This is a genomic window from Sorangium sp. So ce321 (assembly GCF_051530195.1).
Lineage (GTDB): Bacteria > Myxococcota_A > Polyangia > Polyangiales > Polyangiaceae > Sorangium.
This window is the reverse complement of the sequence record NZ_CP150329.1, coordinates 1,037,371-1,063,943: the sequence shown is the minus strand read 5'-3', so window position 1 is coordinate 1,063,943 and position 26,573 is coordinate 1,037,371. Positions and strand designations below refer to the sequence as shown.

Annotated in this window: 22 protein-coding genes; 10 read left to right on the top strand and 12 right to left on the bottom strand. The window is 73.8% G+C overall.

Annotated elements, in window-relative coordinates:
• Nucleotides 1-31 precede the first annotated feature (31 nt).
• The 5 genes from WME89_RS04105 to WME89_RS04085 all read right to left on the bottom strand — a co-directional run bounded on the left by WME89_RS04105 (nucleotide 32) and on the right by WME89_RS04085 (nucleotide 7,346).
• Complete coding sequence (locus WME89_RS04105) at nucleotides 32-601, bottom strand: hypothetical protein (protein ID WP_438007953.1); 570 nt, start codon at nucleotides 599-601, stop codon at nucleotides 32-34.
• A 166-nt stretch (nucleotides 602-767) separates the two neighbouring features.
• On the bottom strand, nucleotides 768-2,891 hold the full coding sequence (locus WME89_RS04100) for an ATP-binding protein (protein ID WP_438007952.1): 2,124 nt from the start codon (nucleotides 2,889-2,891) through the stop codon (nucleotides 768-770).
• A gap of 136 nt (nucleotides 2,892-3,027) precedes the next feature.
• On the bottom strand, nucleotides 3,028-4,116 hold the full coding sequence (locus WME89_RS04095; RefSeq protein ID WP_438007951.1) for a MaoC family dehydratase: 1,089 nt from the start codon (nucleotides 4,114-4,116) through the stop codon (nucleotides 3,028-3,030).
• Nucleotides 4,117-4,190: 74 nt separating this feature from the next.
• On the bottom strand, nucleotides 4,191-5,963 hold the full coding sequence (locus WME89_RS04090; RefSeq protein WP_438007950.1) for an acyl-CoA dehydrogenase family protein: 1,773 nt from the start codon (nucleotides 5,961-5,963) through the stop codon (nucleotides 4,191-4,193).
• A gap of 474 nt (nucleotides 5,964-6,437) precedes the next feature.
• Nucleotides 6,438-7,346: a polyprenyl synthetase family protein gene (locus WME89_RS04085; RefSeq protein ID WP_438007949.1), complete on the bottom strand. Its 909-nt coding sequence runs from the start codon at nucleotides 7,344-7,346 to the stop codon at nucleotides 6,438-6,440.
• 100 nt (nucleotides 7,347-7,446) lie between these two features.
• Here WME89_RS04085 and crtD point away from each other — a divergent pair, with 100 nt between their 5' ends.
• The 3 genes from crtD to WME89_RS04070 are packed head-to-tail and all read left to right on the top strand — an operon-like array spanning nucleotide 7,447 to nucleotide 11,188.
• Nucleotides 7,447-9,033: a 1-hydroxycarotenoid 3,4-desaturase CrtD gene (gene crtD / locus WME89_RS04080; RefSeq protein ID WP_438007948.1), complete on the top strand. Its 1,587-nt coding sequence runs from the start codon at nucleotides 7,447-7,449 to the stop codon at nucleotides 9,031-9,033.
• Complete coding sequence (locus WME89_RS04075) at nucleotides 9,030-9,923, top strand: carotenoid 1,2-hydratase (protein WP_438007947.1); 894 nt, start codon at nucleotides 9,030-9,032, stop codon at nucleotides 9,921-9,923. Before crtD ends, WME89_RS04075 begins: the two co-directional genes overlap by 4 nt.
• On the top strand, nucleotides 9,920-11,188 hold the full coding sequence (locus WME89_RS04070) for a glycosyltransferase (RefSeq protein WP_438007946.1): 1,269 nt from the start codon (nucleotides 9,920-9,922) through the stop codon (nucleotides 11,186-11,188). The genes WME89_RS04075 and WME89_RS04070 overlap by 4 nt, the downstream gene beginning before the upstream one ends.
• Here WME89_RS04070 and WME89_RS04065 read toward each other — a convergent pair.
• Nucleotides 11,145-12,011: a lysophospholipid acyltransferase family protein gene (locus WME89_RS04065; protein ID WP_438007945.1), complete on the bottom strand. Its 867-nt coding sequence runs from the start codon at nucleotides 12,009-12,011 to the stop codon at nucleotides 11,145-11,147. The genes WME89_RS04070 and WME89_RS04065 overlap by 44 nt on opposite strands.
• A gap of 63 nt (nucleotides 12,012-12,074) precedes the next feature.
• On the opposite strand from WME89_RS04065, the gene WME89_RS04060 reads away from it, so the two are divergent.
• Complete coding sequence (locus WME89_RS04060) at nucleotides 12,075-12,641, top strand: sterol desaturase family protein (protein ID WP_438007944.1); 567 nt, start codon at nucleotides 12,075-12,077, stop codon at nucleotides 12,639-12,641.
• Here WME89_RS04060 and WME89_RS04055 read toward each other — a convergent pair.
• The 4 genes from WME89_RS04055 to WME89_RS04040 are packed head-to-tail and all read right to left on the bottom strand — an operon-like array spanning nucleotide 12,626 to nucleotide 16,814.
• Nucleotides 12,626-14,113 carry a lycopene cyclase gene (locus WME89_RS04055; RefSeq protein WP_438007943.1) on the bottom strand — a complete coding sequence of 496 codons (1,488 nt, stop codon included), beginning with the start codon at nucleotides 14,111-14,113 and terminating at the stop codon, nucleotides 12,626-12,628. The genes WME89_RS04060 and WME89_RS04055 overlap by 16 nt on opposite strands.
• Entirely contained in the window at nucleotides 14,110-15,063 is a 954-nt protein-coding gene (locus WME89_RS04050) for a phytoene/squalene synthase family protein (protein WP_438007942.1), read from the bottom strand. Before WME89_RS04050 ends, WME89_RS04055 begins: the two co-directional genes overlap by 4 nt.
• On the bottom strand, nucleotides 15,044-16,645 hold the full coding sequence (gene crtI, locus WME89_RS04045; RefSeq protein ID WP_438007941.1) for a phytoene desaturase family protein: 1,602 nt from the start codon (nucleotides 16,643-16,645) through the stop codon (nucleotides 15,044-15,046). Before crtI ends, WME89_RS04050 begins: the two co-directional genes overlap by 20 nt.
• Nucleotides 16,614-16,814 (bottom strand): hypothetical protein, encoded by a 201-nt coding sequence (locus WME89_RS04040; RefSeq protein WP_438012100.1) that lies wholly within the window; start codon nucleotides 16,812-16,814, stop codon nucleotides 16,614-16,616. Before WME89_RS04040 ends, crtI begins: the two co-directional genes overlap by 32 nt.
• A 12-nt stretch (nucleotides 16,815-16,826) precedes the next feature.
• Here WME89_RS04040 and WME89_RS04035 point away from each other — a divergent pair, with 12 nt between their 5' ends.
• Nucleotides 16,827-17,708 (top strand): MerR family transcriptional regulator, encoded by an 882-nt coding sequence (locus tag WME89_RS04035; protein WP_438011885.1) that lies wholly within the window; start codon nucleotides 16,827-16,829, stop codon nucleotides 17,706-17,708.
• A 37-nt stretch (nucleotides 17,709-17,745) separates the two neighbouring features.
• Here WME89_RS04035 and WME89_RS04030 read toward each other — a convergent pair whose 3' ends face one another.
• Complete coding sequence (locus WME89_RS04030; RefSeq protein ID WP_438007940.1) at nucleotides 17,746-18,327, bottom strand: YtfJ family protein; 582 nt, start codon at nucleotides 18,325-18,327, stop codon at nucleotides 17,746-17,748.
• Nucleotides 18,328-18,732: 405 nt separating this feature from the next.
• Between WME89_RS04030 and WME89_RS04025 the strand changes: the two genes are divergently transcribed.
• Together WME89_RS04025 and WME89_RS04020 are read left to right on the top strand one after the other, a co-directional pair.
• Nucleotides 18,733-19,197 (top strand): Hsp20/alpha crystallin family protein, encoded by a 465-nt coding sequence (locus WME89_RS04025; protein WP_438007939.1) that lies wholly within the window; start codon nucleotides 18,733-18,735, stop codon nucleotides 19,195-19,197.
• A gap of 85 nt (nucleotides 19,198-19,282) precedes the next feature.
• On the top strand, nucleotides 19,283-19,669 hold the full coding sequence (locus WME89_RS04020) for an Hsp20/alpha crystallin family protein (RefSeq protein ID WP_438007938.1): 387 nt from the start codon (nucleotides 19,283-19,285) through the stop codon (nucleotides 19,667-19,669).
• Nucleotides 19,670-20,150: 481 nt separating this feature from the next.
• Here the strand turns inward: WME89_RS04020 and WME89_RS04015 are convergent, their stop codons facing one another.
• Complete coding sequence (locus WME89_RS04015; protein WP_438007937.1) at nucleotides 20,151-20,876, bottom strand: hypothetical protein; 726 nt, start codon at nucleotides 20,874-20,876, stop codon at nucleotides 20,151-20,153.
• A gap of 604 nt (nucleotides 20,877-21,480) precedes the next feature.
• Between WME89_RS04015 and WME89_RS04010 the strand changes: the two genes are divergently transcribed.
• From WME89_RS04010 to WME89_RS04000, 3 genes are all read left to right on the top strand, one after another.
• Nucleotides 21,481-23,280 (top strand): adenylate/guanylate cyclase domain-containing protein, encoded by a 1,800-nt coding sequence (locus WME89_RS04010; RefSeq protein WP_438007936.1) that lies wholly within the window; start codon nucleotides 21,481-21,483, stop codon nucleotides 23,278-23,280.
• Between the two features lie 112 nt (nucleotides 23,281-23,392).
• Nucleotides 23,393-25,192: a glutamate--tRNA ligase gene (locus WME89_RS04005; protein ID WP_438007935.1), complete on the top strand. Its 1,800-nt coding sequence runs from the start codon at nucleotides 23,393-23,395 to the stop codon at nucleotides 25,190-25,192.
• 87 nt (nucleotides 25,193-25,279) lie between these two features.
• Nucleotides 25,280-26,203: a glutamate--tRNA ligase family protein gene (locus WME89_RS04000; RefSeq protein ID WP_438007934.1), complete on the top strand. Its 924-nt coding sequence runs from the start codon at nucleotides 25,280-25,282 to the stop codon at nucleotides 26,201-26,203.
• The last annotated feature ends 370 nt before the right edge of the window (nucleotides 26,204-26,573 follow it).

The following is a 26,573-nucleotide window of genomic DNA, read 5'->3' as shown; positions in this document are numbered from 1 at the left end:
CGCGCCGCGAGCCGGCGCCCGCGGGAGCGGGTCAGCGGAGCCAGCGCACCTCGTACTCGCACGTGGGGTGTCCCTCGAAACGGCACCTCGTATGGAGGCTCTGCCCGCCGCGCGCGCCCGCCAGCCGGAGCGCGTTCTCCTGCCACGCCGGCACGGCGTCCCTGCAGGTCTGGCGCCCCGGGTCGGCCTGGGGGTCGACGCCAAGATACAGTATCAGGCGGAAGAACCGCTCTCCCTCCGCGAGGGGGGCGAGCCGACCGCCATTGAAATACATGCCCCACATCACGCCGGCCTGCCGCATGACGAGCGCGGGCGTGCCGAGCTTGAGGAGCACCTTGTGCGCGAGCGTCAGGTCCTGCTCGGCCACGTAGGCCGCGAGATCGCGGATGACACCCGACTTGTTGGGCCAACGCGAGATCTCGTCCGCGATGGAGTTCCAGACCGAGACGGGATACCAGCTGTGCGCGACGAGGTCGGGCGAGGAGAAGACCGCGCGGACGCTGGCGGGCAGCTTGGAATCGAGCACCGAGATGGCCTGGCTCCCCCACCGCGTCTGCAGGTAGGTCCTCGTGTGCATCAGCGCTGAGCCCCGGATCTTCATCGCGAAAGCCGCTCGTCCAGGATAGATGCACCCGCGCGGCGGTAGCCAGCGTGGAGCGCTGCGCGCGCGCGCGTGGCGCGCCTGGCCCACGGGGCACACGTGGACCGACCGCCCACCCCGGCGCCGCCGCTGCTGCGCGTGCGCCCCCGCTCCCACACGAGCGCGCTCACTGCAGGCGCTCGGCGGCCGCCGACGCGTCGGCGGAGCCCTGCGCCCGGCGCGCGAGCGCGGCCGCGTCCAGCACGTCGCGCACCGCCTGCGCGAGCTGCGTCGGCGTGTACGGCTTGGAGAGGAAGTGGACGGACCCGTCGAGCAGATCGCCCGGGACGAGGGAGTCCTCGGTGTGGCCCGACGCGTAGAGGACGGGCAGCGCGGCGCGCGCGCGGGCGAGCACGGCCGCGACCTCGGGGCCGCGCGCGTCCGGGAGGACCACGTCGCTGACGAGCAGGTGGATGGCGCCGGGGTAGGCGGCCGCGAGCGCGACCGCCTCCTTGCCGCTCCGCGCCGCGAGGACCGAGTAGCCGAACGACCGCAGCGAGGCCACGCAGAGCTCGCGCACCTGCGCCTCGTCCTCGACGACGAGCACGGTCTCCGTGCCCCCGACCACGGCCGCGTGCGCCCGCGCGGGCTGCTCGCACGGCGCGCCGTGCACGCGCGGGAAGCAGATCGTGAAGCGCGTCCCCTGCCCGGAGGCGCTGGAGAACCAGATGTGGCCGCCGTGCTGCTTGACGATGCCGTGGCACGTCGCGAGCCCGAGCCCCGACCCCTTGCCCGGCTCCTTGGTCGTGAAGAACGGCTCGAACACGTACTGCTGGATCGCGTCCTCCATCCCCTGCCCGGTGTCCGTGACCGTGAGCTCCACGTAGTCCCCGGGCTCGATCTCCGGCCTCCGCTCCGCGTCGTCCGGGCGGATCGTCGTGTTCGCTGTCTCGAACGTCAGGCGGCCCCCGGCGGGCATCGCGTCGCGCGCGTTCACGGCGAGGTTCATGAGCAGCTGCTCGAACTGGCCCCGATCGATGCGGATGGGCCAGATCTGGCTGCCCGGCAGCACGTCGAGCTCCACGTCCTCGCCGACGAGCGGGCGCAGGAGCGACTCCACCCCGAGGATGAGCGCGTTCGGGTCGACCACGGTGGGCTGGATGAGCTGCTTGCGCGCGAAGGCGAGCAGCTGCCGCGTGAGCGCGGCGGCGCGCTCCGCGGCGGTGCCGATCTGCGTGAGGTGCTCGAGGACGTTCGACGACGCCTGCACCTTGCGCGCCGCGAGCTCCCTGTGCCCGAAGATCGCGGTGAGCATGTTGTTGAAGTCGTGCGCGACCCCGCCGGCGAGGCGGCCGATCGCCTCGAGCTTCTGGCTGTGCAGGAGCTGCTCCTCGAGGCGCCGGCGCTCGGTGATGTCGAGGCTCGTGCCGACCAGCCCGACGATCGCCCCCGTCTCGTCGGTGAGCAGCTGCGCCGCCATCTGCACGTGGCGCAGCTCGCCGGTCGAGGGGCGCACGACGCGGCACTCGACCGGGCTCGCGATCCCGAGCGGCGAGGCGCTCTCCGCGCCGCCGAGGACGCGGTGGCGGTCCTCGGGGTGGATGAGGCTCGCGAACAGCTCGAACGTCGGGCGCTTCGACGGGTCGACGCCGAGGATGTGATAGAGCTGCTCGGACCAGCGGACGGTCCGCGAGGCGAGGTCGTACGACCAGCTGCCCACGTGGGCGATGCGCTGCGCCTCGTTCAGCATGCGCTCGCTGCGGCGGAGCTCCTGCTCGGCGCGGCGGCGCTCGGTGAGGTCGACGACCACGCCGAAGTAGCGGGACGGCGGGCCCGCCCCGTCGACGATGGGCAGGCTGCTCAGGAGGCACTCCCGCACCGCGCCGTCCCGGCGGAGCACGCGGAACGCGCTCGCGCCCGAGCCCTCTCCGGTCTCGATCGCCCGCTGCAGGAGCGTCGTCATCCGCTCCCGGTCGTCCGGGTGGACGGCCGCGAGGAAGGCCTCCGTGCTCGGCCTGTCCTTCGCTGGATCGCAGCCCATGATCCGGAAGAGCTGCCGCGACCAGGCGACGCGGTTCTGCTCGACCTCCCAGATCCAGTTGCCCATCTGCGCCGCCTGCTCGGCCTCGTCGAGCTGCGCCTCCCACCCGGCGGGCGCGGGGGCTGGCTCGCCGCCCGGGTCCGCGTCCGGAGCGCCTGCGCCCGGGCCGGCGGCGGGCTGACCCGACGCGCCGATGCGGGCCAGCTCCCGCTCCAGCTCGGCGACGCGCGCGCGGAGGGCGTCCAGCTCACGGCTCGCCGCCGCGCTCATGGCCCTCCAGCTCCTCGTCGCGGCGCGGCGGTCTTCATGGCGCCGCATTGTATGCCGCGGCGGGCCCCGCGGGGGGTTCCTCTTCTGCGGGCGCCGGCGCGGCGCGAGCAGGCGCCGCCGCGCCGAGCCGCGGCGCCTACTCGCGCCGTCGCACGAGCAGCGTTCGCGTGATCTCCACGACCTTTTCCTTGACCCTCCCGTCCGTCTTCCCGAGCTCGGGGGTGAACAGGTCGGCCCCCTGCGCGAGCAGCGCGCGCGGCGGGGTGTTCTTCACGCCGATGACCCGGAGCGTGAGGCTCCCCGCGCCAGCGCCGCCTTCTTCCCGGGCGACCACCTTCGACGCGGCGAAGAGCGTGTCGCCCGCGAGCACGCCGCTCGGGTGGGCCCCGTCGTCGAGGCCGAGGTCCCAGACGGCGCGCCCGGCCGTGTCCCTGCTCGAGAGCGCGAGCACCCAGGACAGCACGAGCCCCCCGTGGACGACGCGCGTCTTCGCGAAGGAGCTCGAGCGGCAGTACTGCTCGTCGAGGTGCAGCGGGTGGGAGTTGCGCAGCAGGGTCGCGAGCTGCATGTGCTCGCTGTCCCCGACGGTGCGGCCGACCTCGTGGGTGAGCACGTCGCCCACCTCGAAGTCGTCCCAGAAGCAGGCGAAGCCCCCGTGGCGCGGCGCCGGCGGCAGCGGGCCGTCGAGCTCCTTCGGCAGGCGCGCCGGCGGCCCGGCCGGCTGGTCGACGGCGTGCGGCGCGTCCGCGGGCCGCTCCGCGGCGGCGCCGCAGGGCACGAGCGCCTTGCGCTCGAAGGAGCAGACGAGCAGCCCGTCCTGGTTCACCACCTGCGTCCTGACGTGCACGACGCCCTTGTCGCCCGTCGAGACCGGCTTCTTGCCGATGACCATCGAGCTCGCGCGCAGCGTGTCCCCTGGATAGCAGGCGTCGGGGAACCGCACGTCGATGTACGCGAGGTGCGCGATCGCCTGCTCGCTCACGTCGTGGACGCTGAAGGAGATCCCGAGGTTGAGGAGCAGCAGCGGGTTCACCGGCCTGTCCCTGAGCCCGAGCGAGCGGGCGGCGACGCGGCTCGCGTAGGTCGGGATCGCGTCCTGGAACGAGGCTGCGAACAGCGCGAGCATCCCCTCGTCCACGGTGACGTCCCAGGGGTGCGCGTACACCGCGCCGACCGTGAAATCGTCGAGCTTGCGACCGTAGCGAGGGGAGCGGACGCGGGCCATCGGTCCGCGCGATCATGTCACAGGCGCGGTGCTTTCGACAGCGCTCCTGCCCGCGCGCGGGCAGGCCGGCGCGCTCAGGGCAGCGAGCCCTCGAGCAGGGCGCGCGCGATGCCCTGCGCCAGCACCTCGCGCGTGCCCAGGTGGAAGGCGAGGCTGCGGGCGTCGAGCAGGAGCCGCGCCGGGACCGAGCTCTCGGCGTAGCCGTTCGCCCCGTGGATCTGCATGCAGGCGTCGGCGGCGTCCCAGGCCGCGCGGCTCGCGAAGAGCGCCGCCATCGCCGACGTGACCTCGCACGGCTTGCCCGAGTCGGCCGCCTGCGCGGCGGCGCGCGTGAGCTGGCGCGCGGCCGCGACGCGGGCGATGAGCCCGCCGAGCCGGTGCCCCACGCGCGGGAAGGAGATGAGCTGCGCCCCGAACTGCACGCGCGTCTTCGCCCGCTCCAGCGCGAGCTCCAGGGCGGCCTGCGCCACCCCGACGCCGCACGCGGCCGCGTAGATGCGGCCGACCAGGAGCGCCCGGCGGATCTGGCTGATCCCCTCGCCCTCGCGCTCGCCGAGCAGGGCCTCGCGGCCGACGTGGAGCCCCTCGATCCGGAGCTCGTAGTGCCCCATGCCCCGCTGCCCGAGCGCCCGCACCTCGGCCCCGGTGATCCCCGCGTCCGGGAAGTCGGCGCCCGGCGCGCCGCGCCGCTTGGCGACCGCGAACAGGCTCGGCCCGAGCGGCTGCTGCCCCTGACCGCCTGGCGTCGTGGTCCTCGCGAGGGTGAGCACGAGGTCGGCGCGGGACGCCCCGGTGACCCACGCCTTCTTGCCGGTGAGCAGGTAGCTGCCGTCGTCCTGCCGCTCGGCGCGCGTGACGACGCGCGCCAGGTCCGACCCGTACGCGGGCTCCGAGAGCGCGAGGGCGCAGCGCGCCTCGCCGCCCGCGATGCGGGGCAGCCAGGTCCGGCGTTGCGGCTCGGTGCCCGAGCGGGCGAGGAGGTCCGCCGCGATCGACGCGGTCATGGAGAGCACGCCGAAGCCGAGCGACCCGCGCGCGAGCTCCTCGACGGCGGTGACCATGGCGGCGACGCCGAGCCCGTCGCCCCCGTGCTCTGGCGCGATGGCCAGCCGGAACACCCCGAACTCCCCCATGCGGCGGATGATCGACTCCGGGATGAGCCCGTTGCGCCGGTGGATCTCCGGCGCGAGCGGCTCGACGAGGCGCTCGACGAAGTCGCGCATGTTGTGCCGTATCCAGCCGACGCGCTCGTCCTCCGCGCCGCCGACGCCGGGGATGCCCTGCTCTGCCGCCGTGCGCGCGAGCGACGCCACGGCCGCGCCCGAGCCCGCGTCGCGCGCCCATGCGGCGACGGCGGGGTGTCCGATCGCCTTGGCGACCTCGTCCTCGCGCAGCTCGAGCTCCCCGAGCGGCGCGACCTCGCCGCCCCCCAGGTCGACGCCCCCGCGCAGCGCGAGCAGCAGCGCCCCTGCGTGCGCCTCGGCCACGGCCCTGGCCTCGCCGCCGCCCACCTCCCAGGCCCAGCTGGCGAGCGAGCGGCAGGCCTCGATCTCCGCGTAGAGGTGGGCGAGCGCGTGGGCTGCGAGCTGGTGCTGGTCGAGCAGCATCCGCGACACGTGCAGCGGCACGCCTCCGGCGCCGCTCGCCCTGGCGAGGCTCGCGCTCCTCGTCGCGCCCCGGAGCCCGGCGCTCGCCGCTCCGACGTCCACCACGCGGTCCCGGAGGCGCCCGCGCGCCATGCGCGCGAGCTGCTCGACGGACGTGATCGCCTCGCGCATGCCTCCGGGGCTGTCTGCCTCGAGCTTGCGAGAAACGATGGTGGCGTGCTGCTCCCGGATCGCCCTCATCCCCAATCCCCCCGATCGCGGACAACGATGAAAGCCAGTCAGGCGGACGCAGGGCATAGCACCTCCGCGCCGCTCAGGGCCTTACCCCCACCGCGACAGACGCGGAAAGGCTCCCGAGGATGTCACCCTGAAGAGCGTTCGTCGAGCCTGGGCGCAGCCCCTCTCGCGCAGATGGACAGCGCTTAAGGCCTCCCCCGATCCCGCGTTACAGTTCCGTCCGGCCGCGCGCCAACATCGGTATTCCCCCCGAAATCATAAGTCCAGAACAGCTCTCGAGTTGGCCTACCGCCCCTCCCGCAAACACGGTAGGCCCCCTGAGGGGGTGCTCGTCGCGCGGGGCGGGCACGGGCTGATGTCTGAGCCCAAGTGACGTCGTGTGTCCGGCGTGCGCAGCACGTCGGGCACACGACGTCCAAGGCGAGTTCGGCCCGTGCCCGCCCCGCGCGACGAGCACCCCCTCAGGGGGCCGGTCCGCTACATGGAGCTGAGGGTAGGCGCCGCCGCCCGGATCCGGCACGCCCGGAGCAGCCTGTCCCCGAGCTCGATCGCCCACGACCGCACGTCGTCCGCCCGCGGGCACTGCGGCACCGCGTCGATCGCGTCCTGGATGAGCCGCTGCAGGAGCCGGGTCGTCCCGGAGAGCCCGAGCTCGAGCGCCGTGTTCGGCCTCCCGAGCGCCCCGTCGCGCCCCGCCGGCTTGCCCATGTCCTCCGGCTGCCCGATCAGGTCGAGCACGTCGTCCGCGACCTGGTACGCCTCGCCGATGCGCTGCCCCAGGTCGCCCCAGGCGGCCCCGTCCTGCCCCGCGGAGAGCGCCCCGAGCGTCGCCGCCGCCTCGAAGAGCGCCCCCGTCTTCGCGCGCCGGTAGGTCGAGAGCGGGACCTTCCCCTCCGACTCCCACGCCTGCCCCGCGATGATCCCCTGCGGCATCCCGACGCCGCTCGCGAGCACCTCGAAGAACCGCACCGCCCTCCGCGCGTCGGTGACGCCGCTCGCCACCGCGTGGAGCGCGCCGCGCGCGAGCGCCTCGAACGCCAGCACGATCAGCTGGTCGCCGGCGAGCACCGCGGTCGGCTCGCCGAAGGCGCGGTGGACCGACGGCTGCCCGCGCCGGAGCGGCGCGTCGTCGAAGCACGGCAGGTCGTCGTGGACCAGCGACGCGCAGTGCATGAGCTCCACCGCCGCCGCGGCCGCGTCGGCGACCTCCGGGGCGGGATCTCCGTAGGCCGAGGCGACAGCCAGGCAGAGCCGCGGCCGGACGCGGGCCCCGCCGGGGAAGACGGCGTGGTGCGTCGCCGCCAGGAGCCCGGGGGGCGAGGCAGGCGAGGAGAGCGACTCAATCGCTACGAGAAGCACGCGCTCGATCCGGCGATCGGAATCCATGACGACCGAGTGTTGGCGACATTCCGAGGTTTGTCAATGGTTTGCGCAGTAGTTAAACAAAGCCTAGACAAACAAGGCGCAGCGGGTACACTCGGGAGCCATGGCGGACACGAGAGATCGCGTCGTGGTGATCGGCGGGGGCATCGGCGGGCTGACCGCGGCTGCGCTCCTTGCATCGAACGGGCTCGACGTCGTGTTACTCGAGCGGGCGGCGCGCGTCGGCGGAAAGATGCGCGAGGTGGTCCTCGACGGCCGCCGCCTCGACGTGGGTCCGACGGTGCTCACGATGCGGTGGGTCCTCGACGAGATCTTCTCGTCGCTCGGGCTCCGCTTCGAGGACCACGTGCCGCTCCGCCCGGCCGAGACGCTCGCGCGCCACGCGTGGCCGGACGGCGCGCGGCTCGACCTCTTCGCCGACGTCGAGCGCACCGCGGAGGCGATCGGCGCGTTCGCGGGGCCGACGGAGGCGGACGGCTACCGCCGGTTCTGCCGGTACGCGCGCGAGATCTTCGACGTCGTGGAGGGCCCGTTCCTGCGCGCCGAGCGGCCCACCCTGCGGACGATCCTGAGCACGGCGGGCAGCCTGGGCGTCGGCGGGATCATGAAGATCGACGGCCACCGCACCCTCCACCGCGCGCTCGGCGACTTCTTCGCGGACGAGCGCCTGCGGCAGCTGTTCGGGCGCTACGCCACCTACTGCGGCTCGTCCCCGTACCTCGCGCCGGCGACGCTGAGCGTGATCGCGCACGTCGAGCGCGAGGGCGTCTGGTTCCCCGAGGGCGGCATGTACCGGGTGGCCGAGGCGCTCGCCGCGGCCGCGACCCGCGCCGGGGCGACCCTGCGCTGCGGCGCGCACGTCGCCGCCATCGAGGACGGCCGCGGCCGCGCGCGCGGCGTCGTGCTCGAGGACGGCGAGCGCATCGAGGCCGACGCTGTCGTGATGAACGCCGATCCGGCGGCGCTGAGGAGCGGCCTGTTCGGCCAGCGCGCCGCCCGCAAGGCGCCCGCGGGCGCCCCGCGGTCGCTCTCGGCGGTCACCTGGGCGCTCGTGGCCGAGGCGAGCGGCTTCCCGCTCCTCCGGCACAACGTCTTCTTCTCCGGCGACTACGAGGCCGAGTTCCGCGACATCTTCGAGCGCGACGCCGTGCCGCGCGACGGCACGGTCTACGTCTGCGCCGAGGACCGCTGGAACGATCCGTCGCCGGAGCTCGGCGGCGCCGGTCCCGGCTCGCCCTCGGGCGGCGCCCCGGAGGCGCGCGCCGGGGAGCGCCTGTTCTTCATCCTCAACGCCCCTGCCACAGGTGATATCCACACCCCCTCATCCACGGAGATCCATGCATGCGAGCAGCGCGTCTTCCATCAACTGCAGCGGTTCGGCCTCTCGCTGAAGAGCGTCGGCCCCTCCCCGGTGGTGACGACGCCGGCGGACTTCGAGCGCTTGTTCCCGGCGACGGGGGGGGCGCTGTACGGGCCGGCGTCGCACGGATGGAACTCCCCCTTCTCGCGTCCGGCCTCGCGCTCGAAGCTCCGGGGCCTGTACTTCGCGGGCGGGAGCGTGCACCCGGGGGCGGGCGTGCCGATGGCGGCGCTGAGCGGCCGGCTCGCGGCGCAGAGCGTGATGGAGGACCTCGCTTCGACCTCGAGATCCCGCACGGCGGCTATGCCTGGTGGTACCTGGATGCGGTGAGCGACGACCGAACGTGCGCGATCACGATCATCGCGCTGCTCGGGAGCGTCTTCTCGCCGTACTACGCCAGGGCCCGCGCGCGCGGCGCCGCGGACCCGCTCATGCACTGCTCGATGAACGTCGCGCTGTACGGCCCGCGCGCCGATCGCTGGGCGCTGACCGAGCGGCCGCGGGCCGCTGTCTCCAGGTCGCCGCGCGCGCTCGCCATCGGCCCGAGCCGCATGGAGTGGTCCGGGGGCGAGCTCCGCGTCGCCTTCGACGAGACCACCGCGCCCATCCCCTCGCGCCTCGCCGGCACGGTGCGCCTCCGCCCGGCCGCGCCGGAGCCGGCGGCGTCCGGCGCGCGCGGCGGGCGCGCCGGGGTGACGCTCGACCGGCGGGGCCGGCACCGGTGGGCGCCCCTCGCGCCGATCGCGCGCGCCGAGGTCGAGCTCACGCACCCGTCGCTGCGCTTCAGCGGCAGCGCCTACCTCGACACGAACGCCGGCGACGAGCCGCTCGACCGCGCCTTCGAGAGCTGGACCTGGTCGCGCGCGGTCGGGGCGGACGGGATCGCCCTCACCTACGACGTCCGGCGCCGCGACGGCACGCGCATGCTCCTCGCGCGCGCGTTCGACGCGGCCGGCGGCGCGCGCGAGCTCCCGCCGCTCGTCCCGCGGCCGATCGGCGACACGCGCTGGGGCATGGAGCGGAGCATCGCGGCCGACCTCGGCTCGTCGCCGCGGCTGCTCCGCACCTACGAGGACACGCCGTTCTACGCGCGCTCCCTGGCGGCGGCGACGTTCGGCGGCAAGCCGGCGACGGTCGTCCACGAGGCGCTCTCGCTCGACCGCTTCGCCAGCCCCTGGGTGCAGTTCCTCCTGCCCTTCCGCATGCGGAGGGAGGCGTGAGCGCGCTGCTCGACGCGGCCGCATGCCTGCCCCTCGCCTGGGCGTTCGCCGTCGCGAGCGTCTCCGCCGAGGCGATCCGGCGCGCCTCCAGGCGGCTGTCGCCAGGCGCGCGGCCCTGCGGCGCGCCGCAGGGCCGCGCGCTGCCCGGCGCGCCGCTGGACGGCGCGTCGGCGGGCATGCCGGCCGGCGGTGAGACGCCCGCGCCGGGCGCCCTGCGCGTCCTCGTCGTGCGCCCCCTCGCCGGCCAGGAGCCCCACCTGGAGCGCACCCTCGGCTCGCTGGCCGGCGCGCGCCTCTCCGCGGCGGTGCGCTGCGTCCTCGCCGTGGCGGACGCGGGCGACGGCGCGCTCCCCGCCGCGTCGGCCGCGGCGGCGGCCCTCTGCGCCGCCGGGATCCCCGCCGAGGTGGCGCTCACCGCGCCCGCCGGCCCGAACCGGAAGGCAGGCCAGATCGCCGCGGTCATCGCCCGGGAGCCCGCGCCGTTCGATGTCGTCCTCGTCGCGGACAGCGACGTCGATCTCGACGGCGTGGACCTCGACGCCCTCGTCGGTCCGCTCCGCGACGGCGCGCGCCCCGCCCCGCTCGACGCCGTGTGGGCGCCGCCCGTCGAGGTAGCGCCGGCGCGCTCGCTCGGCGACCGCGCCTCGGCCGCGGTGCTCGGCGGCTCCCTCCACGCCTTCCCGCTGCTCGCGGGGCTCGATCCGCGCGGGCTCGTCGGCAAGCTCTTCGCCGTCCGCGCCGCGTCGCTCGCCGGCGCGGGCGGCTTCGCGGCGCTCACCGCGTACCTCGGCGAGGACATGGAGCTCTCGCGCCGCCTCCTCGCCCGGCGCGGGGCCGTCGGCGCGGCGCCGATCGTCGCCCCCTCGCTCGCCTCGGGCCGGCCGCTCCGGTACGTGATCGCCCGCTACGCGCGCTGGATCACCGTCATCCGCGCGCAGCGCCCCGCGCTCCTCGCGAGCTACCCGGCGCTCTTCTTCGCGACGCCGCTCATCGTCGCGCTCGCCGCGCTCGCCGCCCCGATCGCCCCGGCGCCGGCCGCGGCCGCGGCCGCGCTCGCCGTGGCGAGCCGCGTCGCGGTCGCCGCGCTCGCCTCGCGGATGGCCGGCCGGCGCGCGCGGCTCCTCGACGCGGCCGCCGACGCGTGCCTCGCCGACCTCGTCCTCGGCGCCGCCTTCGTCCGGGCGCTGTCGACCCGCACCATCCTCTGGCGGACCAGCCGGTTCACGATCGATCGCCGCGGCGTCCTCCGGGAAGCCGGGGCGTGAGCGGCTCGCGGGGTCTCGTCCAGTGAGCGAGCAGCCGCTCCGCCGCCCGCCCGACGATCGAGGGCCTGGCCCGGTGGATCCACCGGAAGCCGTCGACGTCGAGCGGCAGGCCCTCCGCCCCGGCCGCCTTGCCGATCGCCCGGTGGATGCGGTCGAGCTCCGCGGTGACGGCGAGCTCCTGGGCGGCGCGCACCGCCTCGGCGTCGCGCGGCGCGCCAGGCGCCGCGGCCTGCTCTGGCCCGCGCGGCGCGTCCGGCTCCCGCGGCCCGCGCGGCGCGGCGACCGGCTCGCCGATCGCCAGGTAGAGGCGCGGCCGCTCCTCCCCGGCGAACTCGTACCGCAGCGCGACGGGCAGCACCCTGGCCCGCCGCGCCACGCGCGCGATCTGCGCCGCGCCGGCGCGGAAGCCGAGCGGCCGCTCGTCCGAGGGCCGCTCCCGCCCCTGGGCGAAGATCCACACCGCGCGGCCGGGGCGATCGAGCAGCCGCGCGGCGTACCGGATCGCCGCCGTGCCGTCCGAGGGCAGGTCGAGGTCGACGCCGAACGCCCCGACGAGCGCGAAGAACGGCAGCCGTCGGAGGTTGTCCGCGTTCATCATGGCGTAGCCGTCGGCGCCGAGCAGGTGCTGCGACACGTGCAGGACGACCAGCGGATCCCACCACGACGAGTGGTTCGCGACGAGCAGGAGCGGCGCCTCCGCCGAGAGGGCGCGCGCCGCCTCGACCCCTCGCGCCAGCACCGCGCCGAACGCGCCGTGGATCCGCGAGCGCGCGTGCGCCGCGAACCAGGCGTTGAACCACCGATGCTTGCGCGCTGGAATCACCCGGGCTCCCGGCGCGGAGCCTACACCGCCGCAGCCTGCGCTTCTGCTTGAGGAGACCGCGCGATGACACTTTCGCACGCCATCTGGATCGTCACGGCGCTGGCCGCCTTCGCGGCCATGGAGGGGTGGGCCGCGCTCCTCCACGGCAAGGTCTGGCATGACGCCCTCTGGAGCATCCACCGCTCCCACCACGCCAGGCGGCGCGGCCTCTTCGAGCGGAACGACGCGCTCTCGTTCCTCCACGCCCCGGTCGCCGTCGCGCTCATCCTGTACGGCTGCATGGGCGCGCCCGGCTTCCTGCGCGAGGCCGCCTTCGGCTTCGGCCTCGGCATGACCGCCTTCGGCTTCGCCTACGTCCTGGTCCACGACGGCCTCGTCCACCGGCGGCTCCCGGTCTCGGGCCTCGCGCGCGTCCCCTACCTCGCGCGCGTCCGCGACGCGCACCGCGTCCACCACAGCACCGGGGGCGCGCCGTACGGCCTGTTCCTCGGTCCCCTCGTCCTCGCGCGGCGCGCGGCGGCCGCGGCGCCTGCCGCGCCCCTCGGAGCGGCCGCCGGCGCGCCCCCTCGGAGCGCCCGCCGCGGCGCCCCTCGAAGCGGCCGCCGCCGCGCCCCTCAGCGGGCCCGGTAGAGCTCCCTCGCGAGCCCCGCTCCCCAGCGGCCGATGGCCCGGATCGGCAGCGCGCTCACGACCTCGCGGTACACCTCGGGCCGCCGCGACGCCGTCTCCCGCAGGAACCTCACGAAATCGGCCGGCTGCATCTCGTCGCGCAGCAGCGCCGCGTAGGTGTCGTTGCCCATCGCGTGGAGCACGGCGAACGCCGTGTTGAGGAGCGCGTTCATCTCCCCTCCCCTCGCCCCGCCCGGGGGCCTCGCCATGAGCGCCGCGAGCGCGCCCGTCCCGGCGTGCACCGGCGCGTCGCGCGCCCCGCTCGGCGCGCCCGGCTCCCGGACCGCCCGCGCCAGGTCGGCGGCCGTCGCCGCGAGCTCGCGCACGTTCGCGCCGAAGCCGCAGAACGTCAGCGGCGAGTGCCGCGCCGCCGCGTCCCCCACGAGCCGCACCCGCCGCCCCGGCGCGCGCGGCGGCGCGGAGAGCCGCGACCAGCCCGGGATGAACCCGAACGTCGGCCGGACGAGCCGCGCGTCGCCCTCCTTGTACCGCGAGAGGAGCCGGAAGAACCGCGCGTAGAGCGACAGGAGCGCGCCTGGCCCGACGTCCCCGGAGCGCGCGTAATAGAAGAGGTACACCGTCGTCTCGCCCGGTCGCCCCGGGAACGCCTCCCAGAGGTGCTGCCTGCCCTCCTCGACGTCCTCCGTCGTCGCGAGGATCTCGCCGACGTCGGGCCGGATCTGCCGCTCGCCGTCGCCCTCCGCGAGCCCGGTGAGCACGCCGCCGACCGTGGGGCAGACGAGGTCCGCGGTCGCGTACGGGCTCGCCGCGCCCCGCGCGTCCACGAGGAGCCTCGCGGACAGCGCGCGCGGCGCGGCGTCCGACCCCGCCTCGGCCACGGCGAGCGCGACGGCGTCCGGCCCCTCCGCGTGCCCGACGAGCGCGTGCCCGTCGAGCAGCGCGACCCCGAGCGCCTCGGCCCGCGCCCGCGCCGCCGCGAGCAGCCCTCCCGCGTCGAGCGCGTGGTCGAGCACGCCGCGCACCGGGTACGTCCCGCCGCCGTGCCACCGGCACAGCCCCTCGGCGTAGCGGGCGACGATGAGCCGCTCGACCTCGTCCTCCGCGAGCAGCCCCGACGCCGACAGCGCGGCCACCTCGGCCGTCCCGGCGTTCCACTCGCGGTGCGCGGCGCCGATCCGCGCCCTGTCGAGCACCGCGACCCGCAGCCCGGCCGACGCGAGCAGCGGCGCGAGCAGCAGCGACAGCCCGCCGCCCGCGATCGCCACGTCGTAGTCCGCGGCAGCGCCCCGGTCCGGCGGCCGCACCGCGAGGCCTCGCCGCGGCTCGCCCGGCCCGGGCGGCGCGGCCCGCGCCGCGTCGAGGTGCTCGAGCCGCGCGAGCAGGGCCTCGCCGCCCGCCTCGCGCACGCGCCCCCGCGCCGCGTCGAGCTCCCGCGCCGACGCGGCCTGCGGGCTGACGGCCCCGGCCCTCATCGCGCCGCCTCCACGAGGAAGCGGACCTCGTCGAGCGGCGGCGCGGCGCCGTGCTCGCGCTCCTCGTCGGGCGCGGCCGGCCTGACGAGCGCCCGCAGCACGAGCCACGCCTTGCGGCCGGGCGACACCACCGCGCGCGTCGTCACGGAGTCGAAGCCGCGGCGCGCGATGACGCGCCCGATCTCGGCGTAGATGAGCCGCGCCGCCTGGATCGCGGCCCGGCAGTCGCGCGGCAGCATCGGGATGCCGGCGCCCGCGCGGCGGTAGAGCACCTCCGCCTCGTCGAGCAGCCGCGCCACGATCCGCCCCAGCCGTTCGTCGAAGACGGGCCGCGCGAGCCAGCCATCCGGATCGAGCCCGGCCTCCCGCATCCACGCGAGCGGCAGGTAGATCCGCCCGCGCCGGGCGTCCTCGCCTATATCGCGCGCGATGTTCGTGAGCTGCATCGCGACCCCCAGGTCGCACGCCCGCGCGAGCGCGTCGGGCCCTCGCGCCCCCATGAGCGCCGACATCGTCGCGCCCACCGCGCCCGCGACGCGCGCCGCGTAGGCGTTCAGCTCGGGCAGCGTCTCGTAGCGGCGCCCCTCCGCGTCCCACGCGAACCCCTCGAGCAGCGCCTCGATGAACGCGCGCGGCAGCGCGTGCTCCGCCATGACGTGGGCGAGCGCCCGGTCGACGGGGCTGTCGTCCGGCGCGCCCGCCGCCGCGCGCGCGAGCCGCTCCCGCAGCGCCGCGACCGCCGCCGCGGCCGCCGCCGGCGGGGCGTGCTCCCCGAGCTCGTCGACCGCGTCGTCGGCGACCCGGCAGAACGCGTAGAACGCCGCCGCCGGCTCCCTCACGCGCGCGGGCAAGAGGAGCGCCGCCGCGGCGAAGCTCTTCGACCCCTCGCGCAGGAGCGCCCTGCACGCGGCGAAGTCCGCCGCCGACGCCTCAACGGAACTTCGATGCATCCGGGACCACCTGATCCAGCACGCGCGCCGAAGAGAGCACCCCGGGCAGACCGGCCCCCGGGTGCGTCCCTGCCCCGACCAGGTAGAGGTGCTCGACGTCCTCGCTCGCGTTGTGCGGCCGGAAGAAGGCGCTCTGCGTGAGCACCGGCTCCGGGCCGAACGCCGCGCCGCGGAACGAGAGCAGCCGGTCCTGGAAGTCCTGCGGCGTGAGGAGCCGCGAGCTCGCGAGCTCGCCCTCGAGCCCGGGCAGGAGCGTCGCCTCGAGCAGCTTCGAGATCGAGCGCCGGTAGCGCTCCTGGGTCGCGGGCCAGTCCGTGCCGCTGAGCAGGTTCGGCACGGGCGACAGCACGTAGAAAGCGTCGCACCCCGGCGGCGCGAGCGCCGGGTCGGTCGCCGTCGGCCGATGGAGGTACAGGCTGAAGTCGTCTGCGAGCACGTGCCTCTGGAAGATGTCCTCGAGCAGCGCCTTGTACCGCGGGCCGAGGAGGATCGTGTGGTGTGCGACGTCCGGGTACTGCCGTCGCGTGCCGAAGTACCACACGAAGAGGCTCATCGAGTAGCGCTGCCGCTCGATCCGCCGGTCGGTCCAGCGCTTGCGCGCCTCGGGCGGCACGAGGTGCCTGTAGGTCCACGCCGAGTCCGCGTTCGAGACGACGACGTCGGCGGCGAGCCGCTCCCCGGACGCGAGCTCCACGCCGCGGGCGCGGCCGCCCTCCACCGCGATGCGCCGCACCTCGGCGCCGCACCGGACCGACCCGCCCAGCCCCTCGATGAGGGAGACGAGCCCGCGCACCAGGGCGCCCGTGCCGCCGATCGGGAAGTGCACGCCCCAGTTGCGCTCGAGGAACGCGATGAGGGTGTAGATCGAGGTGGTCGAGAACGGGTTCCCGCCCACGAGCAGCGGGTGGAAGCTCAGCACCTGGCGCAGGCGGTCGTCCTTCACGTACTTCGACACGAGCCCGTACACCGTGCGGTAGCTCTCGAGCTTCATCATGTCCGGCACGATGCGCGCCATGTCCTTCCACGACCCGAACGGCACGTGAGCGAGCTCCTCGAAGCCCACGCGGAAGATCGCCTCGCTCATCCGGACGAAGCGCTCGTACCCCTCGACGTCCCCGGGTGACAGGCGCGCGACCTCGGCGCGCATCGCGACGGCGTCGCCCGTGTAGTCGAACGTCGCGCCGTCGTGGAACCGGATCCGGTAGAACGGCGTCACCGGCCGCAGGTCGATGTCGTCGGCCATGCTGCGGCCGCAGAGCTGCCAGAGCTCCTCGAAGAGGAACGGCGCCGTGATCACGGTCGGCCCCGCGTCGAAGGTGAAGCCGTCCTGGCGGTGCACGTACGCGCGCCCGCCCGGCTCGTCGAGCTTCTCGACGACGGTGACCTCGTAGCCCCGCACCCCGAGCCGCACGGCCGCGGCGAGGCCCCCGAACCCGCTGCCGATCACGACGGCGCGCGGCCTGCGCCCGAGGGCGCCGCGGTCGGCGGACGCCCGCGGCCCCCCCTGGGGCGCGGCCCCCTCGTCGCCCGGCGGACGGCCGGACCGCTCTTCATGCGCCGAAGAAGCGCTGGTCTTTTGCATGCAGGTGAGTATAATGTTTGTCCCAGCCTTTGACAAAGGCGAAAACATCTTCAGCAGCTGGTCTTTCTGGGTCCCGTTGCTCGCCGGTTCGGCGCTTCGAGCTGGCGCGGGCGGCGGCGGCTCGGCGGGCCTGACCAAGGTTGTCCAGTTGAGCCGCTACAGAATTCATGCCGTCTCGAAGATGTCTGGCGTGTCCTCGGCGACGCTGCGGGCGTGGGAGCGCCGTTACGGCGTGCCGTCCCCGGCGCGCACGGCGTCGGCGTACCGCCTCTACAGCGAGGAGGACGTCGCGCTCATCAAGAAGATGCGCGACTACGTGAACGGCGGGATGGCCGCGGCCGAGGCGGCGCGCATGGTGATCGAGACGGCGGCGCCGCACCCGCTGGTGCACACGAACGGCGGCGACGCGTTCGCGGGCGCGAGCGAGCGCATCGTCGAGGCGGCGCTCCGGTTCGACCCTGACGGCCTCGAGGCCGAGGTGAACCGGGCGCTCTCGCTCGGCCCGGCGGTGACGATCTTCGAGCGCGCGCTCGGCCCGGCGCTGGAGCGCATCGGCGACCTCTGGCACGAGGGGAAGATCACGGTCGCGCAGGAGCACCTCGCGTCGCAGGTGCTCGGCGCCACGCTGCTGCACCTCCTGCGCCTCGCGCAGCCGGGCGAGAGCGGGCGGCGCGTCCTGCTCGCCGCCTTCGCCGAGGAGGACCACGTGCTCGGGCTCTTCGGCGTCGGCCTGCGCTTCTGCGCGTGGGGCTTCCGCTCGGTCGTGCTCGGCCCGCGCACCCCGCCCGCCGCGATCGCGCGCGCGGTCGAGTCGCTCTCGCCGGACATCGTCGCGCTGACGGTCGCGATCCCGCCGCCGCCGCCGACCGCGCGCGAGCTCATCGACGCCTACGCGGACGCCTGCCGGGACACGGCGTGGATCGTGGGGGGCGCGGGCGCCGAGGCGCTCAGGCCGTTCATCGAGGCGCGCGGCGGCCTGGTGGCGTCGGCCGACGTCTCGGAGGTCCGCGCGCAGATAGAGTCCGCGCTGCTCTCGCGCCGGCGCCGCAAGGACGCGAGCTGAGCGCGCGCCGGCGCCGGTCCGGGGGCGCGCGCCGGGCTCAGCCCTCGACTTCTTTGCGGAGCAGATCGAGGACCCTGCCCTGCGCCTCGGGCTTGAGCTTGCCTTCGGCCGCGAAGAGCACCTGGCCGTTCTTGCCGACGAGGATCACGTTGCTGATGCCGCGCCGGAGCCGGTAGGTCTCGCGGAAGGTGCCGTCCCAGTCGCAGTAGATGGTCGCGCCGACCTTCCTCGACTCCTCGCGGATGGCGTCCTTCACGAACCCTTTCACCGGCCAGAAGTCGTACGAGCTCACGTCGGCGATCGCCGCGAGGGCGATGGCTCGCCGGTAGCGGTCGCCCTTCGCGAGCTTGGCGAGCGCGTCCTTGAACGCCTGGTTCTGCGTCGCCGAGTCCTTGTCCTCGTAGACGATGAGGATCGGCTTGCCCCGCAGCGCCTTCATCTGGAGCTCGCGGCCGTCGGCGTCCTCGAGGCGCGCGTTCGGCGCCCGGTCGCCCTCCGATGGCAGCGCCAGCGCGGCGCCCGAGATCAGCGCCAGGGACAGCGCTGCGGCGGAGGCGACCGAGAGGAGGCGGGCGGGCCACGGGCGGCGGGGGACGGTCGGGCGGTTCTGCATGTCCATGGTTTGTACCATCCTTCGGCCAATCATTCTAGGGTTGTCCAACGTGGATCGTACCATCAGGCGGGCGCGGCTGTGGATGTCGTTGGGCGCTCTGGTGGCTGCGGGTGTCCCTGGGGGGCCTGGAGGTGTCCTCGGGGGTTCTCTGGATGAGGTCGTCCGGGCTGCGCTGGCGGCCCTTCCGGGATCTTTTCCGGCTGCTTTGCGGCGCGAGCGGCGCGCGGAGAGGACGGCTGGCCCGGCTCTTGACAGCCCGGGCGCCGTGCAAAGATTGGGCGGTGCGAAGAGACCGGCTCTCGGAGCCAAGGTCCCGTAACGCTACAACAAATCGGCCGTCGCGAGCAGGGTGACGGCGCCGCGGGCGAGGCCCCGGCGCGCGCCTGCGCGGGGGTCTACGGAGGAGTCGCCATGCTGAACCGTTACACGGATTTCGATCGCACGTTTGCCATGATGGATGAGCTGCGCCGGCGGATGGATCGGGCGTTCGAGGAGTACGACGCGCCGCGCTCGTCGCTGCGCGGCGATTTCGACCAGTCGCCCCGGTACACGCCTGGCCCGCGCATCCACCTGTTCGACACGGGCAGCGCCCTCGTCGTCAAGGCTGATCTCCCTGGCCTGACGGAGAAGGATGTCCAGATCTCGCTGAATCAGGACGTCCTGACCGTGAGCGGCGAGCGCAAATCGGACGCGCCGGAGGGTTACCTCGTTCACCGCAAGGAGCGGGGCGCGGTGCGCTTCAGCCGGAGCTTCACGCTGCCGAGCAAGGTCGACCCCGAGAAGACCTCTGCGGTCCTCAAGAACGGCGTGCTGACGCTGACGCTGAACAAGGCCGCCGAGGCGCAGCCGCGGCAGATCAGCGTGACGTCGCGCTGAGCGGCCGAGGGACGTGGGGAGAGTTGAAGAGAAACGGAGCGAGAGACCGCGAGACGCGGCTCTGGAAAGTATCGAGGAAGGAGCGATGAAGATGAGCACCGATCGCAACTTGACCAACCGTGCCGAGAGCAACCCTGAGAAGATCCAGCAGCGCCCTGCCGTGCCCCCGGCGGTCGACATCTACGAGAACGCCGAGGAGCTCCTGGTCGTGGCGGATCTCCCGGGCGTGACGCAGGATCGCCTGGCGATCCGGCTGGAGAAGGGCGAGCTCAGCTTCGAGGGCCGGCGCACCGACGCGGCCGAGCGCGAGCAGAGCGCGGACAACCTGCCGGACTTTCGCCGCAGCTTCGTGGTCCCGCAGGGCATCGACTCGGAGAAGATCTCCGCGGAGCTCCAGGCTGGTGTCCTCCGGATTCACCTGCCGAAGAGCGCCTCGCTCAAGCCCCGTCAGATCCCGATCAGCGCGGGCTGACGTGGCGGGCGAACGGCCGAGGCACCGCGTCGCCGGCCACCGACGTCCCCCTGGACGGGCCCGGTGCCGCGCGCGGTGCCTGACGCGCGCTGGCGACACCCCGGGCTTCCAAGCGTGTAAGGGTGTCGGGGTCGATGCGATGGGCCGTGCCGTGGTCGCCGGTACGTTCAAGAACTCGGTCGACTTTGGCGCTGGCCACACCCATGGATCCGCCGGGATGGGACAGTCCGGTTGGGTGGCCAAGTTCGACGCAGATGGAACATTGCGGTGGGATACAGTTTCCATCAACGTCGACAGCTGCAAGGTCTATATCTCCGGCGTCGACGTTGACGCAGCGGGGAGCGCCGGCATTGTCGAGAGCTTCTCCGGTGCGGTCACCTTCCAGGGCACGGGCATTGGGGTAAACGTACCACGCCGGACGACCGGCGCGGATGACGACAGAGCGGCGCGAGATCTCGTCGCTCTCGCGGTGCGTACCGGCTCAAGGATCCGGTGGCGGGACGCCTTCGACGGTCAGTGTCCAGGTGGCCTCGCTACCGCACGCGGTGCCCGCCACGTGACGCACCTCGAGGCTGAACCAGCGATCGTCGTCCACGATAGGAAAGTCGTCCCACGTGGTCGTGAACGACTCGTCGATCGTGCCCAGCGCCCTCTCGCCGGACGCGAAACAGTCCGTCCCGTCGATATCTCCTTCGTAAACGATCAGATCGAAGTTCATCCCCGGCGGAGACGTGAGCGTGGCGGTGAAGTGCTCGTAGCTGGGGGAGTTCGTCTTATCGACGACAAAGACCTTGAACCACTTCGACGTGGTCCCTGTCTCGTTCAGCGTCACCGAGGCTCCGCCGTCGTCGCCCGAGATCTCACCGAGGTTCTCTGCACCAGCGCACGTGTTCGGCGCGCCATGGTCGCATTCGGCCGCCCCTCCTGCATCGCCGCCCTCGCCGCTGCCTGCACCGCTCCCGCCTTCGCCCTCGCCGCCCTCGCCCCCGGCGCCGCCGGCCCCGACGGAGCTCACGCTCGAGCTCGAGCTGGCTCTCGAGCTCGAGGACGCGCTCACCCCTGGGTCGCCCCCCTCTCCCCCGCCGCCGCTTCCGCCTCCGCCGGCCTGCTCCTCGTAACCGGGCTGCAGGTTGTCGGTGCCGTTGGCGCACGCGGCGAGCGTGAGCAGGAGCGCGGGAACGAGGAGTGACCGTCCGGGCGTGTGCATTGACAGGATTCTATCCGGTCTCGCGAGAGCGGTCCAAGGAACCCATGGGCACGAAGTGAGATGCCGTGGCGCTCCGCATCACGTGCACGTAATGCATCAGCGCGTCGAGTTTTGCTGATTACCATAGGCCTGGATTTCCGAGGTAACGACCGGACACAGCAATGTCCGGAGCGACCGACGGCAACGTCATCGACACACGTCTGGAACTCGGTGCCTCCCCCGCTCCCCGGGTCGACATGCCGTCTCGCCACCAGCGGCCCACCTCGGCCCGTCCAGCGAGCAGCGGGCGCCAGTCCTCCGGGGACCATCCTGCACCGCGTCGCCCCCCAACCCCGCCCCGCGTCGCCCCCCCACCCCGCCCCTCGTCGCCGCCCCCTGCCCCCACCCCGCCCCGCTCCGGCGCCTCCTCGCCGCCGCCCCACCCCGCTCCGGCGCTTCCGCGCCGCCCCGCCTTTCGATAGGCTCGGCGTCGCTGACGCTGAAGCCCGCCCTCGACGCCCTGCTCTCGCTGCGCGCGAAGACGCTGCTGGCGATCACCGCCACGCTGCTCGGGCTCAGCTTTGCCCTGTACGGCGTTTCATCCAGGGCGCTCCTCGCCAACTCGATGGCCGCCGAGGCGCAGGACACGCGCCGCACCGCGCAGGTCGCGCTCAACCTCTTCCACCAGGCCAGCCGCGACTTCAACGCGCGCTGGACCGACTGGAGCCAGTGGGACGACGCGTACACGTTCGTGCAGGACGGCAATCAAGAGTTCGTCCGCTCGAACCTCGTCCCCGAGCTCTTCGACATCGCCCGGATCGACCTCGCGGTGTTCGCGGACGCGGACGGAGAGCCCGTGTACAGCGCCGGGTACGACCACGGCACGAAGCGCTGGGCGCCGCTCCCGCGCGGCATCACGGAGCGGCTCCGCATCGGCGACCTCCTCTTCGGGCGGGACGCTCCGAACAACGCCGTCCGGGGCGGCATCATCCTGCTGCCGGACGGGCCGATGCTCCTCTGCTCCCAGCCCAGCGTCGGCAGCGCCGGGCGCGGGCCGGCGGCCGGCACCGTCACGTTCGGCCGCTTCCTGACCGGCGCCGAGATCGCGCGCCTCGCCGAGCCAGCCGGCCTCTCGCTCGCCGTGCGGCGCCTCGACGACCCCGAGCTGCCCGCCGACTTCCGCGAGGCGCGCGCCGCCATGTCGGACCGCGACACGACCTTCGTCCACCCGCTCGGCGAGGACAGGATCGCCGGGTACGCCGTCCTCCGCGACATCGACGGCCGGCCGGCGCTGCTCGTGCGCGTCGACAACGACAGGGCCATCCTCAGGATGGGCCATGACACCTTGCGCTACCTCGTCTTCGTGACGGTGCTCGTGGGCCTCGTCTTCGGCGGCGTCACGCTCCTGCTGCTCGAGAAGCTGGTCCTGTACCGGCTCGCCCGCCTCAGCCGGGAGGTCACCGAGATCGGCGGCGTCGGCGACCTCTCGGCGCGCGTCGCCATGCCGGGCAACGACGAGCTGTCGCGCCTCACCGGCTCGGTCAACGGCATGCTCTCGGCCCTCGAGGCGAACGCCCGGCGGCAGAGCCAGCAGAAGGCGGCGCTCGAGCAGGCCAAGGCGGCGGCGGAGCGGGCCCACGAGCGCTCTGACCGGCTCCTCCTCAACATCCTGCCGAGGTCCATCGCCGAGCAGCTCAAGGAGAGCGAGCGGCTCATCGCCGAGCACTTCGACGAGGTGACCATCCTCTTCGCCGACATCGCCAGCTTCACCCCCCTCGCCGCGCGGCTGAACCCGACCGAGCTCGTCGGCCTGCTCAACCGGATGTTCTCCTCGTTCGATCAGCTCGCGGAGCAGCTCGGCCTGGAGAAGATCAAGACCATCGGAGACGCGTACATGGTCGTGGGCGGGCTGCCGGTGCAGCGCCCCGACCACGCCCGGGCGATCGCGCAGATGGCCCTCGCGATGGCCGACACCGTGAGCCAGTTCCTGGCCGACGACGGCCAGCCTTTCCGGCTCAGGATCGGCATCAACACCGGCCCTGTCATCGCCGGGGTGATCGGCAGGCGCAAGTTCAGCTACGACCTCTGGGGCGACGCGGTGAACGTGGCGAGCCGCATGGAGTCGAGCGGAGAGCCCGGCCGCATCCAGGTGAGCGAGGCGAGCCATGCGCTGCTCCAGGGGGACTTCGCCATGGAGGAGCGAGGCCTCGTGGCGATCAAGGGCAAGGGCGCGATGAAGACCTATTGGCTCCTCGGCGAGAGCTCACCGCAGCAACGCCCCATCGGCGAGAGCTCACCGCAGCAGCGCCCCATCGGCGAGAGCTCACCGCAGCAACGCCCCATCGGCGAGAGCTCACCGCAGCAACGCCCCATCGGCGAGAGCTCACCGCAGCAGCGCCTCATCGGCGAGGACACACCGCAGTAGCGCCGCGCGCGACCGCGCGGCGCGCGACGACCGAGCCCGCGATTGACAAGGCCTGGCGGGCGTGCAATGGCTGCGCCCCCGCCCGATGTCAGACCAGGAGCGACGCGCCCTCATGGACAAGCAGGCCCCGACCGAGACGACGCTTCCCGTCACCGTCCGTGAACCGGGCCCCGGAGAGGACCGCGACGAGCTCGTGCGCCTCCTGTTCGGCGACGCCGCCGCGTCGGCCAGGCGGCCAGAGGAGTACGAGGCGCGCTATCCCCGGCGCGCGCTGCCCAAAGGCGCGATGGTCACCCGATTCGCGCCGAGCCCCACCGGGTTCATGCACATCGGCGGCATCTTCGTGTCGCTCATCAACAAGCGGCTCTCCGTCCAGAGCGAGGGCGTCTTCTTCCTCCGCCTCGAGGACACCGACGTGAAGCGCGCCATCCCCGGCGCGATAGACACCATCGTCGACTCGCTCGCTCGCTACGATCTCTCCCCGCAGGAGGGCGTGCTCCGCGCCCCGGCGAAGGAGGGAGACGGGCCCTCGCCGCGGGGCGAGTTCGTGCAGCAGGGCGACTACGGCCCTTATATCCAGACAGAGCGCGTCGCGATCTACCGCGATTACGCGATCGACCTCATCCGCCGCGGCTTCGCCTACCCCTGCTTCTGCACGGTCGAGGAGCTCGACGCCATCCGGCAGGAGCAGATGGCGCTCACGGTGAAGCCCGGGTACCACGGCCGGTGGGCGAAGTGGCGCGACGCGCCGCTCGCCCGGGTGAAGGAGGCGCTCGCGAGCGGCACCCCGTTCGTGCTCCGGCTGCGCGCCCCGGACGACGTCTCCGGCCGGGTCGAGTGGAAGGACGGCGTGAAGGGCGTCATCTCGATGCCCGTCAACGACCTCGACACCATCCTCCTCAAGTCGGACGGCATCCCGACCTACCACTTCGCCCACGCCGTGGACGATCACCTGATGCGGACGACGCACGTCATCCGCGGCGACGAGTGGATCTCGTCGATGCCGCTCCACCTGCAGCTGTTCCGCGTGCTCGGGTTCAGGCCGGTCGAGTACGCCCACGTCCCGCCGATCCAGAAGCTCGATCGCGTGGAGGAGGCGGATCCGGAGACGGGCGAGACGAGGGTGTCGGACGCCCGGCGCAAGCTGAGCAAGCGCAAGGACCCGGAGGCCAACATCGAGTACTACCGGGAGATCGGCGTCCCGGAGACGGCCACGATCGAGTACCTGCTCAACATCGCCAACTCCGCGTTCGAGGACTGGCGCAAGGCGAACCCGGACAAGCCCTATACCGCCTTCCCCCTCAAGCTGAACAAGCTCGCCCCCGGCGGCGCCCTGAGCGATCTCGTCAAGCTGAAGAGCGTCAGCCAGGCGGTCGTGAGCCGGATGAGCGCCGAGGAGGTCTACGCGCAGGGCCTCGACTGGGCGCGGACGTACGACACGGAGCTCGCCGCGCTGATGGAGCGAGATCCGGAGTTCACGAAGCGCGCCCTCGGCATCGAGCGAGGCGGCAAGAAGTCGAACAAGCGCATCGTCACCTGGCCCGATCTGCGGCCCCAGCTCTTCTTCTTCTACGACGAGCTCTACAGCGGCCTCGATTCATTCGATTTCCCCGAGAACGTCCCGGAGGCGGACCGCAAGCCGCTGCTCCGGCAGATGCTCGACGTCTTCGATCCGGCCGACTCGAAGGAGGCCTGGTTCGAGAAGATCCGGCAGATCGCCGTGGCCTCCGGCTACGCCGGCGAGGTGAAGCAGTACAAGGCCGCTCCCGAGTCGTGGAAGGGCCATGTCGGCGACGTCTCCATGTTGCTCCGCGTCGCGGTCTGCGGGACCCGGAACAGCCCTGATCTCACCGAGGTCATGGCGGTGCTGGGGGAGCCGCGCGTGCGGGCGCGCATCGCGCGCTTCCTCTGAGCCGGGGCGCCGCGTGACGAGCCCGGAGGCTGCGCGCCGAGGGCGCGGGCCGCGGCAGCTCCCCGGCCCGCGACGGCAGGAGGAGCGATGAGCGAGGTGTGCCGGTTCGCGCCGTCGACCACCGGGCCTGCCCACCTCGGCACGCTCGCCGCGGCGCTGCTCTGCTGGCTCGACGCGCGATCGCGGGGCGCGCGGCTCGTCCTGCGGCTGGAGGACCTGGACCCCGACCGCTGCCGGCCCGAGTTCGCGCGCTCCATCGAGGAGGATCTCGCGTGGCTCGGGCTCGATTTCGACGAGCGCGTCGAGCAGCACACCCGGAGGGCGCACCACGAGGCGGCGATGGACCGGCTGGAGGCGCTCGGCGCGCTCTACCCCTGCGCCGCGACGCGCGAGGAGGTGCGCGCGATCGGCCGGCGCGCGCCCGACGGCGGCTGGGCGTACGACAACCGCGCGCGCGGCCGCGCGCTGCCGCCCGGCGGGTGGCGCGCGAGCGTCGAGCCGATCCGCGCGCGGCTGCCGGACGGGGTGTTCCGGCCCGTCGACGAGGGCGGGCTCGACCTGTCGCAGGAGCCGGCGCTCGCGATGGGCGACCCCGTGGTGCGCCGGCGCGACGGGGCCTTCTCGTACCAGCTCGCGGTGGTGGTCGACGACGGCGCGGCCGGCGTCACGCGCGTCGTCAGGGGGCGCGATATAGCGGCGAGCACGGCGACGCAGGCGGCGCTCCAGGCGCTGCTCGGGCTGCCGGCGCCGGTCTACCGGCACCACCTGCTCCTCCTCGAGGAGCGCGGCGGCAAGCTCGCGAAGACGCACGGCGCGGCGCGCGGGGCGGCGCTCGCCCGGAGCGCGCCCGCGCTCTGCGGGGCGCTCGCCTGCTGCGTCGGGCTGCGGGAGCGGCCGGAGCCGTGTACGCCGGCGGAGCTGCTCGAGGCGTTCAGCTGGGCGCCGGTCGCGACGGGGGACCGGGTGGTGAGCTGGAGCGACGCGGGGCTCGAGGTGCGGACGGCGTCCTGAGGACGGGAGGCGCGAGCTCGGGGTTGTGGGGGAGATCAGGCGGGGAGCGGCAGCACGGCGAGGCCCAGCAGCGGAAACAGGGTGACTATCGCGCTCGGCCGCGGCAGGTCGTCGTCGTCGTCGTCGTCGCGCCGACCGTCACGCCCGCGGCGAGAACGGCCCCCGAGCAGAACCCAGGCGCGCCGTGCCTGCTCGGCGAGGCCAAGCGCTCGTCTTGGAGAGATGTCGTTTCCTAGGGGCATCATGTCGGGCCGCCGCTTACCATGGGTGCAGGCCGGCGCGCCAGCATTCTGTGCCGAGCCACGCAAACGTCGCCGTCCCGAACCACCGTCGCAGGCGTGAAGCGGGGTTCTTGCGGAACGGAACAGTC